The sequence below is a fragment of the Rhizobium rhododendri genome, from assembly GCF_007000325.2.
Taxonomy (GTDB): domain Bacteria; phylum Pseudomonadota; class Alphaproteobacteria; order Rhizobiales; family Rhizobiaceae; genus Rhizobium; species Rhizobium rhododendri.
Genome location: NZ_CP117267.1, coordinates 2,782,197 through 2,797,500, shown reverse-complemented (window position 1 = coordinate 2,797,500; position 15,304 = coordinate 2,782,197). Strand labels below are relative to the sequence as shown.

Sequence of the window (15,304 nt, the reverse complement as noted above, 5' to 3'; positions counted from 1 at the left end):
ATGACTGCGGGCCGTTTCGCGTTCGGGCGTCGGCCACCATATCAGCGCTTCGCGCTTTGTTGCCCGTGGGGATCCGGTATTCGCAACCCAAATCTCTCACTGCATGCATGACGGCGATATCACTAGGCCCGCGTCATAACGAACGCGGGCCGTTTGGCGTTCAGGCTACTTCGTTACATCTTATGAACATCGTGGCGATGACTTTTCCTGTCGTTCGGCGGAGTTGACCGTAAAAGGTTTCAGTTTGGGCGTTGCAGCAGAGGAGGTCGAAAAAGACGGTTTCGTTTGTCTCTATGTTTCCTAGAAAGAAAACCTCGCGGTGGGTGGTTGGCGGCTTGTCTGGAATGAAAGTCTCGAGTGCGCGCTCGGCCATGGCCTGGAATTCTGCGAAATAGAATAGGCCTGCTCCGTTGAATTCCTGTGACGGGCTGGGCGTGAAGCCGAACGTCTGCAGCGGTTTCGCGGCGATGACGGGCAGGCCCCAGTGTTGGTCGAACCGGCGGTTACGAAGATCGGTGGCAGTTTTTGAAAGCTGGCTGGGTTTGTAGATCTCCGGTCTGGGTTTGCTGACCGCGACACGGGCGATGGAGCGATTGCAGCCCTCGGTTCGCCGATGCACGAACGTGGAAATCAGTTCGGCGTTTCCGATGTGTCTGCCCTTGACGGAGAGTTCGTGGGTCGTGGACGTCTGCGTCATCGAGACTGCTGACAGCTTTGAGCGTATCGTCAGGATGTCGTTTGCCTTCACGTCGCCGAACCCCTCGGCTTTCAGCGAGGTGGCGCAAATGGCGGCGTAGGCTTCGTTTCCTTCGGCTGTTCGGAAATCGGCATTCTCCATGTCCAGTTCGCGCGCCAGCATCAGCCAGTGGCGATGCCCCAGTTCTTTCATCAGCCATGTTTCCGACAGGCCGTATGGCGTCAGATGTGGCATGCCGATCAGGAGATAAGGATCGAGCGCGCGGTCCACGAGGTCACGCGGAGAGCGCTCCCCGAGCCCGGGCGTCCGCAAGGCAATGTTCATCGGTCAGCCACTCGCTGCTTGCTTCAACGGACTGCCGGCCCGATCGAGATGCCTTGCGAGGTGGCCGACGACATATTCGGCATCGCGGCCGACGGCGAGGAAGCGGCCGGAGCCCCAGGTCCAGAGCCAGGGAAGGCCTAGAACGTAGACGCCGGCGATACCCGTGACGCCGCGTTGCTGTACGGGATAGCCCGTGCCGTCGAAGAACGGCAGGCCGACATAGGACCAGTCGGGAGTAAATCCCGTCGCCCAGATGACGCAGGTGACGCCCTCGGCCTCGAGATCGAGTTCTCCTGGCTCGGCGTCGGGCTCCCACAGGGGAACATAAGGGCTGCCGTCCGGGGCTTCGATGCGCTTTTCAGCGATGTGGCGATCAATGAGGGCGTTGATGCCATTGTAGACGCGGTCGGCGTTGTCGAGGTTGGCCTTTAGGTTCGGCTCGAACAGCATTTTTCCGTCCGAGACGCCGGTCATCCGCCCGTAAAGCGACATTCCTTCGAGGGCGAACTTGCGCAGGTCGATGTCGCGTCCGCCATCCCGGCCTGTCAGATAGTGATTTGTATCGTGCTTCTTCTTCGTCATCCCGTCATGAGCAATAGTGATGTCGTATTGGCCGATATCGGCCAGCCAGTCGACGACGTCGCGGCCGCGATAGAAGCGGGCGCAGCGTGGCGCATTGCCAGTAACCATGTGGACCTTGCGGCCGGCGAGATGCAGGTCTTCGGCGATCTGGCAACCGGACTGGCCGGAGCCGACGACGATGACGGCGCCCTCGGGAAGTTGCGCGGCATTGCGATAATCTGCCGTATGGACCTGAGTGATGGTCGCGGGAAGTCGCTCTGCGGCGCGCGGCACGAACGGCCGGCTGTAGAGGCTTGTTGCAAGCACGACGCTGTCGGCGGTGACATTGCCGGCAGACGTTTCGAGGCGGAAAACGTCGCCGGTCTTTTCGAGCGCCGTGACGCGTGTGCCTTCGAGGACGGGGGCATCCACCTTTTTCACGAAGCGCTCGAGATAGGCGAGGATCTCGTCCTTGACCATGAAACCGTGAGGATCGGGGCCGTCATAGGGATGGTCCGGAAGCTGGCATTGCCAGTTCGGCGTGACAAGGCAAAAGGCATCCCAGCGCTCGTTCTGCCATTTGTGGGCGACTGTTTTCGCCTCGAAGACGACGTGGTCTATGCCGTGCTTCTTGAGGTAGTGGCTGGCGGAAAGGCCGGCCTGTCCGCCACCGACGACGACGGTGCTGTAATGGGTGTTGAGGGACCGGGTCATCGGATGTCCTTTCACAGGATGAAGCTTTTGCAGCGGATGCGGGCATCCTCGCCGGCAAGGAAAGGTTCGGCTGCGCTTTCGATGCGGGCGAGCTGGTCGTTTGCTGCCGAGCAGGCGAACCCATACTTCGCCTCGACTCGATCGCTGGCGATGGTCAGTGCCTTGCGACTGCGCTCGACAAAATCAGCCACCGGATAGCTTTCGCCCTCGGCAAGGAAATCACGGATGATCAGCGACGGCGAATAGCAGGTCTCGTCTGTGCCATCGGGCCAGGTGATCACGAAGCGCATTTCAGGCATTTGCTGCCTCCTTCAAAGTTGCATAGGTGGAAAGGTGGGCTTCGGCGACGCGGCGCCAGGAGAACCTGCCGGCCACTTCCAGTCCACGGGCGATGATGCGGTCGCGGATCTTCGGCACCAGCGACAGTGCCATGGCCTCGGCGATGGAGGCGGAATGGTGGGGGTCGCACCAGATGGCGTCTTCGCTGCAGAGATATTCGGTAAACGGCGCAATGGAGGGGACGATTGCAGGCGTGCCGCTGGCCATCGCCTCCAGCACGACGAGCCCGAATCCCTCCTTGAGCGACGGGAACACCAGGGCATCGGCGAGCCGATAGAGGTTCGGCATGTCGTCGTCGGACACCGCGCCGATGATATGCACGGCAGAGGCATCGTCGTGCAGGCTGCGCAGGTGAGAGTGGAATTCCTCATGGTAGGCGCTGTGGTCCAGCAGGGAGACGCCGCCGGCGATGACAAGTTGCGCATCGGGCTTGACGGCGCGCAACTGACGGAAGGCATCGAGGATTCCGATCGTGTTCTTGCGCGCCTCGATGCCGCCAATGCTGAGGAAAACGGGGCCGGGCTGCAGGCCGATACGATCGTGCAGTGCTGCCTGCTCGCCACTCCAGGCCGGGGCGAAGCGTTGGGTATCGACCCCGTTTCCGACGACGGTGGACGTGATGCCGTGTTGTGTCTGCAAGGCTGTCTGCCAGAGGGCGCTGACTGCGAAAAAGGCATTGGCGCTGGTGATCGAGCGGTCCTGCAGCGCCATGAGACGCGGATCGGCGAACTGGTCGATATGATGGACCGTGCGGACAAAGGCGGGGATCATGCCGCGCGCCTTGAGCGTCACCAGGGCATTTCCGGAAATGCCGTCATGCGCGTGGAAAATGTCAAATTCTCCCGCGCCCGCTCGTTCGAAATAGCTGACGTAATCCTCGATGCGCTGCTCGACCATGGCCGTCATGTCTGTTGCGGCGGGTTGGACTTTAAAGCCTGCTGTCTCGCAGGCGGTTGGGCGGAAAAAGCCGGTGCCTTTCGTATCGGGTGCGTGGAGCACGACCTCGTGCCCCGTCGCCGTCAATGCCTCGGATAGCTGCATGGCATGGACTACACCTCCGCGCGGGTTGGTGGAGTGCGTCAGCATGGCGATGCGCAAAGGCCGGGTCATGCCGCAACCTCGCCAGGCCGAAGTTGCATCAGGGGCGTTTCGGCGTAATCGCGGATGACGATCCGCTCGCTGCCATCGGTGATCGTCACCGTAGTTGCCGCTGTCACCGTGCCGATGGCGTCGGCTGTGATGCTGCGGGCGGAGAAAAGGGCGAGCACGGCACCGAGGTTCTCCGGCGCGACCGAAAGCAGGTATCCGTAGCTGGGGAAGGTTGCCAGCCAACGCTCGAGGATGATGCCATCGGGCAGGCGGATCGCTGACACGTCGATGTCGATACCAATGCCGGAACATTCCGCCAGCATGATAGCCGTGCCGACGATACCGCCCTGGCTGATGTCCTTGGCGGCAAGGCAAAGACCAGCTTCCGCGATCCGCGCCATGATTTCGAGGTCGCCGCGCAGCCGTTCCGGAGGCGCTTCGGTTGCGGCCTCCCAGTTGTCGAAAGGCAAGCGATAGCGGCCGCGATGATCGATGGCGGCCACCAGCACATCGCCGGGTCTTGCATCGAAACTGGTCAGAAGCCGTTTTGCCCTGCCGAGGATGGCGACGGATAGCTGGCTGCGATCGGTGCGGATATTGGTGTGGCCGCCGACGATCGGCACGCCGTAGGCTTCCGCCGCTGCGCGCATGCCAGCGAGAACCGGGGCCGCGCCGGCCTCTCCATCTGCCCAGATGGCATCGACGACCGCGACTGGCCGCCCACCCATTGCGGCGATATCCGATATATTGACCATGACGCCGCACCATCCTGCAAACCACGGATCGGCAGCGACGAAAGCGTTCATGAAGCCCTCGATGGCAAACAGCAGGTATTCGTTACCATCCGGCAAGGCCGCGCAGTCGTCGCCAACCGGGACGGATTGCGTCTTGACGCCGAGAGCCGCTGTGATGGCGTCGATATCGTGCTTGGCAGCGATGCCTTTGCTGGCCCCTAGTGTCTCGGCGATTGCCTTGAGATCGATGGCTGGCATCGTCACGCGGCCCTCTTTGCAAGAGCGACGAAACCGGCCTTTGGCGTCGTGCAAGGCGGATAGTAAGTGAGGTCCGCTTTCATGCGCAGATGCGGTTTTCCGTAAATTTCGAACTCCTCGACGACATCCCAGTGCAGGCGGCGGAAGAGCAGGCCGTTCTGGATCTGCACGTTGGCGAGAAACGTGTGGCAGCCCATGGCGTTGGCGGAGGATACGGCGAGCTTGATCAACGTTGCGCCCAGCGCGCCGATCCTGCGGAAATCTTCATGCACGGCAAGTCGCGAGCCCCACCAGAGGCCCGGTTCTGCCTGATGGATTCGCACCGACCCTACGAGCCGGTCGGCAGCTATGCCGAGCATCGACAGGGCGACGATGGAGATGGCGTGATTGTCGATCTCATCGCGATCGTCGCCATCGAAGAGTTTCTGCTCACGGCAGAAGACGTCGCGGCGAAGGGCATGGGCCTGGCGGCGCTCCCAGTCGGATGTCGCGAACTTCACCTGGAATTCACCGGTGCGGAAGGGTGCAAACGGTTCGATCATCATCTGGTCAGCATCCTTTCATAGGTCGAAAGAGCGGAGCAGGCGCCGCACTTGCCGCAGCCAGCCTTGATGTCGACCGCCTTTAGGCCGGTTTCGACGAGCATCTTCGACAGCGGCCCGAGGATCGAATGCATGAATTCCGGTTTCGGGGCAGGGTGGCTTTCGAGCGGCGTTCCGGAGATCGGCACGAAGGGCACGACAAAGGGATAGACACCGATCGCCACGAGCTCCCTGCAGATATCGAGGATCGCTTCGCGCGTGTCGCCGAGGCCCGCCAGGATATAGGTCGAGACCTGGCCGCGCCCGAAGACATCGACCGCTGCCTTGAACGAAGCCATGTATTTCCCGATGCTGACCTGCGCCTTGCCGGGCATGATCCGAGCCCGTAGCTCGGGTGTGACGACTTCCAGATGCATGCCGAGCGCATCGACGCCGGCGTCCTTCATGCGCGAAAACCAGATGTCGTCTTCCGGCGGTTCGCATTGAGCCTGGATCGGAATATCGACTGCGGCCTTGATGGCGCGGGCGCTTTCCGCAAGCACCGCAGCACCGCGGTCGTCGCCTTTCGGCGTGCCGGTCGTCATCACCATGTGCTTGACGCCATCGAGCTCGACGGCGGCCCTTGCGACCTCGGCCAGTTGCGCCGGGGTCTTGTGGGCGACGGTGCGGCCTGCCGCGAGTGACTGGCCAATGGCGCAGAACTGACAGGTTTTCGTCCGGCTCTGGTAGCGAATGCAGGTCTGCAGCACGGTTGTCGCCAGCACGTCGCGTCCATGAAGTACGGCGATCTGCGAGTAGGGGACGCCGTCTGCCGTCGACAAATCGTAGAAACGTGGACGCAGCGGAAAGGACACCTCGCCGATGACAACGCCATCGCGACTGATGCGGCTGTTTCCGGTCTCATCCGGCTTTTCCACGAGATAGGGGCTTTCGAACGCCGGCGCGGTGTGCACGGGGACCATCACCGTCATTCCGTCGATCGTCAGCGCCTTATGGTCGGAAGGACCGGCGCCACCGCGACGGCTTTCGTGACCGGCCTTCGGATCAACCAGCCTGGCGCCGAACGACTGCAGCTCGTTGATCAGGGTTTCCGTCGAAAGCTGAGGTGTGGTGTTCATCGATCGTGCTCCTTGCCGGTGCGGTTTCGAGAGAAAGATATGAGGTGACCATGGGGGAAGCGGGCCGATCGTCGATCACCAGATGCAGCAGCTCGGGGCGCGCGTAGTGACCGACCGAGTCCATCATTCGCTTGCGCTTGACGATCAGGCTCATGTCGAGATCGGCAATCAGGATGCCTTCACCCTCCGTAATCGGCGGAGCGAGGTGCTTGCCCTCGGGTGATATAATCGCCGTCATGCAGCCACCGCGCAGTGCTTTCTGCAGACCTTCGTCCGGTGTGATCGAGGCGATCTGTTCGTCTGACAGCCAGCCGGTGGAATTCACGACGAAACAGCCGCTTTCCAGCGCGTGGTGACGGATGGTCACCTCCATCTGGTCGGCAAAGATCGGGCCGACCATGGAACCCGGAAATTGCGCGATGTGAATTTCCTCGTGCTGGGCCATCAGCGCGTAGCGGGCGAGCGGATTGTAATGCTCCCAGCAGGCCAGCGCGCCAACACGACCGATGCTGCTGTCCACGACCTTCAGGCCGGACCCATCGCCTTGTCCCCATATCATCCGCTCGTGGAAGGTCGGGGTGATCTTGCGTCTCTTCAGAATGAGGGTGCCATCTGCGTCGAACACCAGCTGCGTATTGTAGAGCGTGCCCCGATCCCGCTCGTTGACGCCGAGAGCGACGACGATGCCGTGCTCGCGCGCGGCCGAGGCAACCGCATCCGTTGCGGGGCTCGGAACCGTAACGGCTTCCTCGTAGAGCCGGATATGCTCACGACCGGACAGGACTGGCGGTAGGACGAAGGAAAAATAGGGATACCAAGGGACGAACGTCTCGGGAAAGACGATCAGTTCGGCGCCCTTCGAGGCGGCATCGCGGATCGTTTCCAGCACGCGGGCGAGCGTCTTGTCCCGCGAGGTCAGGTCCGGTGCAATCTGCGCGGCTGCTGCCCGGACAGTTCTGCTTTTCTCCATGACGAATTCCTTGGATTGAGGGAAGGAGGCGAAGGCGATCCGCCTCCCGGGATGGACTGCCGAGATCGGCAGCGCTTGCTGGGTCAGAGCGTCCAGGTGTCGAGAATGACCGCGCCGGCGCGCCGGTGGATCAACATCAGGTCGAGCACATCCAGCGGACTGATGGGCGTGATCCCCGGGATCAGTGCCGGCTCTCCGTGGCCATAAAGGGCCTGCAGCGCGAAACGGCAGGCATAGACCTTGCCGCCTTCCTCGAGGAAGCCCTTGATCTGGTTATTGAAATTGAGGTGCCCCGGAAAAGCTTCGGCGCCGAGCTTGGGGAAGCCGCGCTGGATGCCGAGCGTCACGCCCGGGCCGTAGAGCAGAATGGACGTGTCGTAGCCCTTGCGCTTCAGGCGTTTGGCCTGCAGCAGGTTGACGAGGCCGATGGACCCTTCGAAGGCGACGGTGTGGAAGGTGACGAGCGCTTTTTCGCCCTCGTTGGCCTGGATGTCCTCAAAAACCTTCTCTTCGTAATCGACGAAAAAGTCTCCGTCGGCGTGGGCCGGTGCTGTGATTGCTGGCATGTTTGGCTCCTGTTTTGACGTCGGCCCTGCGATGGGCGCCATCTTTCATTTGCAAAGGACGTGCCAGTACGCTTTATGCCTAATATACGTTCAAAAGGGCCAAAATTGCAGTCAATAAACCAGTCAACTTGTCAATCCGAGCGATTGCCTCGTCATATCCAAGGCAATCGTCTGCCAAAAATCCGTGCTTATCGAACTACTTTTGGTGCAGTCAATATACAGTCACTAAAAGCTTGAGGCGTCGCGGGCGCGAGACTGGAAGGGGCTACGTGCGATATAATTACATTTTTACGTGGCTGGTGTGGTTGACACGGCGGATAGGGAAAGCAACAATCTGCAGTCAATCATGCAATACGACGAGCATCCATGAAAACCTGGCTTCCAGATCTCTCCCGCAGCAACGGTCCCCGCTATATGGTGATCGCCGACGTCATCGAAATGGATCTGAGGAGCGGCAAGCTTCTGGTCGGCGACAGGCTGCCGCCGCAACGCGAACTCGCAAAACAGCTTTCCATGGATTTCACGACGGTGGCGCGCGGTTATGTCGAGGCGCAGAAGCGCGGTCTTGTCACAACCCATGTGGGACGCGGGACCTTTGTGACGGGTGGACGGGAAAAAGAACGGCGCGGGTTCATCGCCGATGCCGCGCTCGATAGCCGGCGCACATCCGTCGTCGATTTCTCGATGAACATGCCGCCGGAGCCGGAAGATCCGGCTCTTCTCGCCCGCATGCAGGAAGGGCTTTCCGCTGTTGCCACCAACCTGATCCCGCTGTTGCGCTATCAAGGTTTCGGAGGTGCCGGGATCGACAAGGAAGCGGCGGCGTCTTGGCTTAGTCGGCGCGGTCTTGTGCCGTCCCAGGAGCGAATCTTCGTAACGCCCGGAGCACATCCGGCTCTTCTGGCGATTTTCGGGCTTCTCGCCAAGTCGGGCGAAACGGTGCTTTCGGAAAACATCACCTATCCCGGCATGCGTTCGATCGCAGCCCAGCTGCGCCTCAATCTGGTCGGCCTGCCAATGGACGAGCTGGGCATTATTCCTGCCGCATTCGCTGAGGTCTGCAAGACCGGCAAGCCGAAGGCGCTGTATCTCAATCCCACGCTGCAAAATCCGATGACGCTGACCATCCCCGAGAAGCGTCGGGAGGAAATCTGCGCGGTTGCTCGCAAATACCATGTCCCGATCGTCGAGGACGATGCCTACGGGTTCATTCCCCTGCACAGTCCGGCACCCCTTGCCGCCATGGCGCCGGATCTCACATGGCATATCGGCGGATTGGCAAAGTGCATCGGCGCCGGCCTTCGTCTTGCCTATGTCGTCGTGCCCGATACCAAGGCTGCCTGGCCCTTCGCCAGTGCCATGCGTGCCGCAAGCGTCATGGCGTCGCCGTTGTCTGCCGCCCTTGCCACACGCTGGATCGAGGACGGGACAGCCGACAGCATCCTTCGCTTCATCCGCAGCGAGGCCGCAGCCCGCCAGGCGCTTGTCGCGGAACTCCTGCCGCCTGGGAGCTACAAGAGCGATCCCATCAGTTTCAACATATGGCTTCCGCTCATCGGGGGATGGACACGTTCGACGTTCGGGACACATATGCGCTCGTCCGGCATCGGCGTCGTTGCCAGCGATGCATTCACCGTCGACGGTCCGGCCGAGGAAGCCGTTCGCGTCTGCCTCGGCGGCCCGATCCGTCGCGATACGCTGAAAGGCGCGCTGGAATTCATGGGGCATGCGCTCGAAGGCTCGCCCCAAACGGCCGGCGCTTTCTTCTGACCGACTTGCCGGCCGCAGCCCGGGCAAGCCTGAGCTTGGGGTTCCTGGCTATAATGCATCCCCGATATGCGTTTTACGCGCGTGCGAGCTGCCTTGCCGTCCAGCGGAACCCGCCTAGGTTATTTTGAAACCAGACAGGAGAGTTCGATGTCAAGAACGGTGGCCGATTACATCGCAGAGGCCCTCCAGCAGCAGGGGGTGAAGCGCATCTACGGCGTTGTCGGCGATTCCCTGAACGGCTTTACCGATTCTCTCAGGCGCCTGAAGACGATCGACTGGGTGCACGTCCGTCATGAGGAAGGTGCTGCATTCGCAGCCGGTGCCGAGGCGCATCTGACCGGCGAACTCGCCGTTTGCGCAGGCAGCTGCGGCCCCGGCAACTTGCACCTCATAAACGGCCTTTTCGACTGCCACCGCAGCGGGGTGCCGGTGCTCGCAATTGCAGCGCATATCCCGAGCTCGGAAATCGGTATCGATTACTTCCAGGCAACGCATCCCGAGCATCTGTTCAAGGAATGCAGCCACTATGTTGAGCTGGTATCGAATCCCGACCAGCTTCCGCAGATCCTTGCCCGGGCGATGAGGGTGGCGGTTGGCAGGAAAGGCGTGGCAGTCGTCGTCATTCCGGGGGACGTCGCCCTGAAGCAGACCAAGGCAGTCGTGCCGGCGTGGCTCACGCCGAAGATGCCGAAGGTGATCCCCGACGCGTCGGAGGTCGCCAAGCTCGTGGAAATCCTGAATTCCTCGAAAAAGGTGGCTTTGATGTGCGGCGCGGGGTGCGCCGGGCTGCATGACGAGGTCGTCGAGCTTGCAGCCCGGCTGAAAGCTCCGATCATCCACTCGCTCCGGGGCAAGGAATATCTGGAGTATGACAACCCCTACGATGTCGGCATGACCGGCCTCGTCGGCTTCTCCTCGGGCTACGCTGCGATGAAGGAGTGCGATGCATTGCTTCTGCTCGGCACCGATTTCCCCTACCGTCAGTTCTATCCCGAAAAGGCGCTGATCGCGCAGGTCGATGTCCGGCCGGAAGCGCTGGGCAACCGCTGCAGGCTGGATGTCGGCATACTGGGCGATGTCGCGTCGACCTTGAGGCTGCTGATGCCCCATCTGACGGAAAAGACCGACCGCCGCTTTCTCGACAATGCGCTTGCCCACTACGCGAAGGCGCGCAAGGAGCTCGATGCGCTGGCGGTGCCAGATCCGGAAAGCGGCACAATCCATCCGCAATATCTGACGCGGTTGGTCAGCGAACTGGCGGCTGAAGACGCCATTTTCACCTGCGACGTGGGAACCCCGATTGCCTGGACGGCTCGCTATCTCAAGATGAACGGCAAGCGCCGGCTGGTCGGCTCCTTCAACCACGGCTCGATGGCAAACGCCCTGCTGCATTCCATCGGTGCCCAGTCAGCTTTCCCAGAACGCCAGGTCATCTCGATGTCGGGGGATGGCGGCTTCACCATGATGATGGGCGACTTCATCACCCTTACCCAGATGCAGCTGCCTGTCAAAGTCATCGTCCTCAACAACGGTACGCTCGGCTTTGTCGAGATGGAAATGAAGGCGGGCGGGTTCCTCGATGTAGGCTGTGACCTCAAGAACCCCAACTTTGCGGCGATGGCTGAAGCCATGGGCATAAAGGGTATCCGGGTGGAGAGGCCGCTGGATCTCGAAGCAGCGTTGCGGGAGGCGCTGGCCCATGACGGTCCGGTGCTCGTCGACGTGGTCAGCGCCCGGCAGGAGCTTGTGATGCCACCGAAGACGACGTTCGGCGAGGCCTTCAATTTTGGTCTCTTCATGATGGCAGCCGTGCTGGACGGAAGAGCGAACCAGCTCGTGGACCTCGCCAAGGCCAACCTCAAACGATGATCGCCCCGGGTGCCTGCCGCAGACTATACCGTTTCAGGAGTGGAATGCGGCAGCCTGGTGTGAGCGCCGCAATCCGGTCTGCGTTATGCGCCGGATCTCTTTTGTTGTAGATATAGGCGCCGAAACACGAAGGCGCCCCAAATTTTGCAGATGATTTGACGCCTTTCCTGATGCTTACTGTAAGAGATAGTTAGTATCCGTCTTTATGTATTCAGTAATGAATCTATGGAGGCGTATAATTTGTAATTTTTATAATTCTTCATGGTAATAATTCTCTTCAAAAATTGACTTTTATCATGAAACTACAACCACGAAGTCGTTTGTTATTTTTATAACATAAGTTTCAAGTTCGTTAAAAATTGAAATCAACATTTACTTAAATAATTTGAACCAGTGTGCGGAAAAGAACGTCGCAACTGGTGATTCACATGTGTAAAATTCGCCTCATCCTAACTATAGCTTGTCTCTATTCCAGTGCCGCCTCGGCTGAGACCATCGGTGTCTCCATGGCCAATATGGACAAGTTCCAGACTGCGCTTGCCGCCGGCATCACCGATCACGGTGCAAAGATCCCCGGGGTCAAGATCACGATGGAAAGCGCCGGTGGCGATGCCGCAAAGCAGATGGAAACCGTCAAAAAATTCGTCGCGGACAAGGTCGACGCGTTGATCGTCGGTCCCGCTGACGGTGACATGGGTGCCGAACTTTCCAAGATCGCCAGCGATGCAAAAATTCCGCTGGTCTACGTCAACAACGAGCCAGCCAACCTCGCCGAACTCCCGGAGAAGCAGACCCTCGTCGCCTCGGACGAGAAAGATTCCGGCACGCTCCAGACAAAGGAAGTGTGCCGGCAACTGCATGGCAAGGGCAATGTGGTCATCCTGATGGGGGAGCTGTTCCATGCGGCTGCTCGCAAGCGGACGGAAGATGTTGCCGAAGTGCTGGCGACGGATGACTGCAAGCAGATCCATGTCGTCGAGCGGCAGGCCGCAAACTGGTCGCCGCAGCTTGCCGAATTTCAAATGCAGGAATGGCTGACTGCCGGCGTCAAGTTCGATGCGGTGATTGCGAACAACGACGAGATGGCTCTGGGAGCAATCAAGGCCTTGAAGAAGGCCAACGTGCCGATGAACAAAGTGGTGGTCGCCGGGGTCGATGCCACCGATGACGCACTGGCCGCCATCGTGCGCGGTGATCTGGACGTTACGATCCTGCAAAACGCGGCAGGGCAGGGTTCAGGATCGGTGGACGCGGCGCTGAAACTGATAAAGGGCGAGAGCGTGCCGAAGACAATCTACATCCCGTTCGAACTCGTGACCGCCGACAACGTCGCCAAATATCTGCCTAAGAGCCAGTAAGAGAGCCAAGGATCAATCACATGAAAATCTGGAAAAAATTGGGTATCCGGACCCAAATTACCGTTGGCTTCCTGCCTCTTATCCTGCTGATGAGCGTATTGTCGCTGAGCGCGATCAACGGCATGAGCGGTCTCGCTTCGATGTTCACTTCCTACCGCGCCACCGCCGGACAGAGCGTCGCGGTCTCGGACTACAGCAACAGGCTGCACGAAATCCAGCTGGCCGCAGAAAGCTTCCGTACTAATCCCAGCGCCGACGTCGTCCAGTCTTTCAAGGAAGGCGTGAAGGCATTTTCGCTTGACGACCCGCGTCTGTCCGGCAACCAGGAACTGCAGCAGCAGATGGTCGAGATCCGCGCGGAGATCGGCACCTACAGCCAGGCCTTCGAAAAGATCGTCGCACTCCACACCAAGCGAGACGCGCTGATCGGCAAAGTCACCCAGTTCGGACCATGGACGAGCATAGCGCTGAACGACGTGATGCGCAGCGCGTGGAGACAGGGTGACGTCAGCACCCTTCATCTGGCGGGCGACGCTCTGGAGGCATTCAACCGAAGCCTCTATTTCTCCGAACGCTTCGTCCACGCCGACGATCTCCAGGCCTATGAAAGTGCACAGGCTGCGCTGAAGGAGGCGGTCGACCGCAATACGGCGCTCGGAAAAATCGCGCCCAACGAATTGCAGCAAAAGCGCATCGCCGGGGCAGCCCGCCTTATGCAAAACTACACCGCCCGTCTCGGCGACGTGAAGGATGTACTGCTCGCAAGCAACGCGATCCGGCAAAGCGAGCTCGATGTCCTTGCTCCGAAAATTGCCAGTGGTTTCAAAAGCCTGCAGTCAACGATCACCAACTCGCAAACGGCGCTGGACGGCTCGGTGGAAAGCACCGTGCAATCCGCCACGACGAAGACGCTGGTCATCAGCGCGATGCTCATTCTCGTTGGGTTGGTTCTCTCCTACGCCATCGGCCGCCTCATCTCTGCGGCAGTGCGCAGCATGGCGCTTGCCATGGAGAGGCTGGCACGCGGCGACGATACCATCGCCGTCGAAGGCACGGAATACCAGCACGAGCTAGGCGCCATGGCGCGATCGCTGAAAATCTTCCAGGAGACCGGCCGCGCCAAGCTGATCGCGGAAGCAAACGCCGAGCGCAGCCGCATTGCAGCGGAAGACGAAAGGCTCCGTCAGGAATCCGAGCGTCTGTCGGACGCACGCTCCATGGAGCACGCTTTCCAGCAGATTTCGGCCGGGCTCGACGCGCTGTCGCAAGGCGATCTGACTGTCCGCGTCGGCGCGGTGGATGCCCGCTACGAGACGATCCGCGACCATTTCAACAACTCCGTCGCATCTCTTGCAGAGGCAATCCAGTCGGTCATCCATGCCGTCAGCACGATCCGCTCCGGACTGAGCGAAATCTCCACGGCCTCGAATGATCTCGCACGGCGAACAGAGCAACAGGCAGCCTCGCTCGAGGAGACCGTTGCTGCACTCGGAGACGTGACGCGTGGCGTGAACGGAACTGCGGAGGGTGCAAGCCTTGCACAGAAGACAGTTGCGACCGCCCGTATCAACGCCGAGAAGGGTGGCGAGATCGTCGCAAGCGCCATCGAGGCCATGACGGAAATCCAGGCTTCCTCGTCGAAGATCGGCAATATCATCAGCGTTATCGACGAAATCGCCTTCCAGACCAACCTGCTTGCGCTGAACGCCGGTGTCGAGGCAGCGCGCGCCGGTGAGGCCGGCAAGGGCTTTGCTGTCGTCGCACAGGAAGTCCGCGAGCTCGCCCAACGCTCCGCCAGCGCTGCAAAGGAGATCAAGACTTTGATTTCCGCCTCGTCGACGCAGGTGGCCACGGGTGTCAATCTCGTCAGCCAGTCCGGCGTTTCGCTTCGGGAAATCGTCCAGCAGGTCGTCGCGATGAGCGGAACCGTGGGTGAAATTGCGACGAGCGCACGCGAACAGGCCTCCAGCCTCCGCGAAGTTTCTGCCGCAGCGGACCAGATGGACAAGGTCACCCAGCAAAACGCCGCCATGGTGGAAGAAACGACCGCCGCAGCCCAAGGCCTGAGCCAGGAAACGGAAAATCTCGCCAACATGATCGGCCGCTTCCGCACCCAACGCTCCCACGGCCACCAACCCTTCGCCCTGGCATCGTAACCCCAGGCAGTCGCCCGGCTATCGAGGCCGGGCGAGCTTGCCCAGAGGTTATCGGGGAACAATTCCTTGCACGATCCGTGCTGCATTCTTCGAAGTAGATGGCCGACACTCGCCCGTCATCAAAAGTTCTTCAGCCGGGTGAATAGCATTTCAAGTGGTGAGCTCTGCGCCCACTTCCGCTACATGCAGCGCCAAAGCGCATCCGGAGCTTGGGTGACCGAGTTAACCAGCGGCACGCC

The 15,304-nt window shown here is 60.5% G+C and carries 13 protein-coding genes; 4 read left to right on the top strand and 9 right to left on the bottom strand.

The features are described 5' to 3' along the window. Positions 1-160 precede the first annotated feature (160 nt). From PR018_RS13575 to PR018_RS13535, 9 genes are all read right to left on the bottom strand, one after another. Complete coding sequence (locus PR018_RS13575) at positions 161-1,021, bottom strand: Pnap_2097 family protein (RefSeq protein ID WP_142831563.1); 861 nt, start codon at positions 1,019-1,021, stop codon at positions 161-163. Between the two features lie 3 nt (positions 1,022-1,024). Continuing rightward, positions 1,025-2,296 carry an MSMEG_0569 family flavin-dependent oxidoreductase gene (locus PR018_RS13570; RefSeq protein WP_142831562.1) on the bottom strand — a complete coding sequence of 424 codons (1,272 nt, stop codon included), beginning with the start codon at positions 2,294-2,296 and terminating at the stop codon, positions 1,025-1,027. 11 nt (positions 2,297-2,307) lie between these two features. Beyond that, positions 2,308-2,595: an MSMEG_0570 family nitrogen starvation response protein gene (locus tag PR018_RS13565; RefSeq protein ID WP_142831561.1), complete on the bottom strand. Its 288-nt coding sequence runs from the start codon at positions 2,593-2,595 to the stop codon at positions 2,308-2,310. Next, the gene (locus PR018_RS13560; RefSeq protein ID WP_142831560.1) at positions 2,588-3,745 is read right to left on the bottom strand and encodes an MSMEG_0565 family glycosyltransferase; all 1,158 of its coding nucleotides are present in this window, start codon (positions 3,743-3,745) and stop codon (positions 2,588-2,590) included. Before PR018_RS13560 ends, PR018_RS13565 begins: the two co-directional genes overlap by 8 nt. Continuing rightward, the gene (locus PR018_RS13555; protein ID WP_142831569.1) at positions 3,742-4,716 is read right to left on the bottom strand and encodes a sll0787 family AIR synthase-like protein; all 975 of its coding nucleotides are present in this window, start codon (positions 4,714-4,716) and stop codon (positions 3,742-3,744) included. Before PR018_RS13555 ends, PR018_RS13560 begins: the two co-directional genes overlap by 4 nt. Before the next feature lie 2 nt (positions 4,717-4,718). Then, positions 4,719-5,261, bottom strand: coding sequence for an MSMEG_0567/Sll0786 family nitrogen starvation N-acetyltransferase (locus PR018_RS13550; RefSeq protein ID WP_142831559.1), 543 nt, complete (start codon positions 5,259-5,261; stop codon positions 4,719-4,721). Then, entirely contained in the window at positions 5,258-6,376 is a 1,119-nt protein-coding gene (locus tag PR018_RS13545; protein WP_142831558.1) for an MSMEG_0568 family radical SAM protein, read from the bottom strand. The genes PR018_RS13550 and PR018_RS13545 overlap by 4 nt, the downstream gene beginning before the upstream one ends. Then, complete coding sequence (locus PR018_RS13540) at positions 6,303-7,346, bottom strand: Nit6803 family nitrilase (protein ID WP_142831557.1); 1,044 nt, start codon at positions 7,344-7,346, stop codon at positions 6,303-6,305. Before PR018_RS13540 ends, PR018_RS13545 begins: the two co-directional genes overlap by 74 nt. An 83-nt stretch (positions 7,347-7,429) precedes the next feature. Next, positions 7,430-7,912, bottom strand: coding sequence for an MSMEG_0572/Sll0783 family nitrogen starvation response protein (locus PR018_RS13535; protein WP_142831556.1), 483 nt, complete (start codon positions 7,910-7,912; stop codon positions 7,430-7,432). A gap of 366 nt (positions 7,913-8,278) precedes the next feature. Here PR018_RS13535 and PR018_RS13530 point away from each other — a divergent pair, with 366 nt between their 5' ends. The 4 genes from PR018_RS13530 (at position 8,279) to PR018_RS13515 (ending at position 15,065) form a co-directional block, all read left to right on the top strand. Next, positions 8,279-9,682, top strand: coding sequence for an aminotransferase-like domain-containing protein (locus PR018_RS13530; RefSeq protein WP_142831555.1), 1,404 nt, complete (start codon positions 8,279-8,281; stop codon positions 9,680-9,682). A 147-nt stretch (positions 9,683-9,829) separates the two neighbouring features. Beyond that, positions 9,830-11,551, top strand: coding sequence for a ubiquinone-dependent pyruvate dehydrogenase (gene poxB, locus PR018_RS13525; RefSeq protein WP_142831554.1), 1,722 nt, complete (start codon positions 9,830-9,832; stop codon positions 11,549-11,551). Positions 11,552-11,979: 428 nt separating this feature from the next. Further along, a complete protein-coding gene (locus tag PR018_RS13520) occupies positions 11,980-12,909 on the top strand; it encodes a substrate-binding domain-containing protein (protein ID WP_142831553.1) in 930 nt (309 codons plus the stop codon). 20 nt (positions 12,910-12,929) lie between these two features. Then, a complete protein-coding gene (locus tag PR018_RS13515; protein ID WP_142831552.1) occupies positions 12,930-15,065 on the top strand; it encodes a methyl-accepting chemotaxis protein in 2,136 nt (711 codons plus the stop codon). The last annotated feature ends 239 nt before the right edge of the window (positions 15,066-15,304 follow it).

Bases quoted from the DNA above. Each gene is read 5' to 3' on its own strand.
- PR018_RS13540 (WP_142831557.1), bottom strand. From the start codon at position 7,346: ATGGAGAAAAGCAGAACTGTCCGGGCAGCAGCCGCGCAGATTGCACCG.
- PR018_RS13520 (WP_142831553.1), top strand. From the start codon at position 11,980: ATGTGTAAAATTCGCCTCATCCTAACTATAGCTTGTCTCTATTCCAGT.
- poxB (WP_142831554.1), top strand. From the start codon at position 9,830: ATGTCAAGAACGGTGGCCGATTACATCGCAGAGGCCCTCCAGCAGCAG.
- PR018_RS13560 (WP_142831560.1), bottom strand. From the start codon at position 3,745: ATGACCCGGCCTTTGCGCATCGCCATGCTGACGCACTCCACCAACCCG.
- PR018_RS13535 (WP_142831556.1), bottom strand. From the start codon at position 7,912: ATGCCAGCAATCACAGCACCGGCCCACGCCGACGGAGACTTTTTCGTC.
- PR018_RS13565 (WP_142831561.1), bottom strand. From the start codon at position 2,595: ATGCCTGAAATGCGCTTCGTGATCACCTGGCCCGATGGCACAGACGAG.
- PR018_RS13530 (WP_142831555.1), top strand. From the start codon at position 8,279: ATGAAAACCTGGCTTCCAGATCTCTCCCGCAGCAACGGTCCCCGCTAT.
- PR018_RS13545 (WP_142831558.1), bottom strand. From the start codon at position 6,376: ATGAACACCACACCTCAGCTTTCGACGGAAACCCTGATCAACGAGCTG.
- PR018_RS13575 (WP_142831563.1), bottom strand. From the start codon at position 1,021: ATGAACATTGCCTTGCGGACGCCCGGGCTCGGGGAGCGCTCTCCGCGT.
- PR018_RS13555 (WP_142831569.1), bottom strand. From the start codon at position 4,716: ATGCCAGCCATCGATCTCAAGGCAATCGCCGAGACACTAGGGGCCAGC.
- PR018_RS13550 (WP_142831559.1), bottom strand. From the start codon at position 5,261: ATGATGATCGAACCGTTTGCACCCTTCCGCACCGGTGAATTCCAGGTG.
- PR018_RS13570 (WP_142831562.1), bottom strand. From the start codon at position 2,296: ATGACCCGGTCCCTCAACACCCATTACAGCACCGTCGTCGTCGGTGGC.
- PR018_RS13515 (WP_142831552.1), top strand. From the start codon at position 12,930: ATGAAAATCTGGAAAAAATTGGGTATCCGGACCCAAATTACCGTTGGC.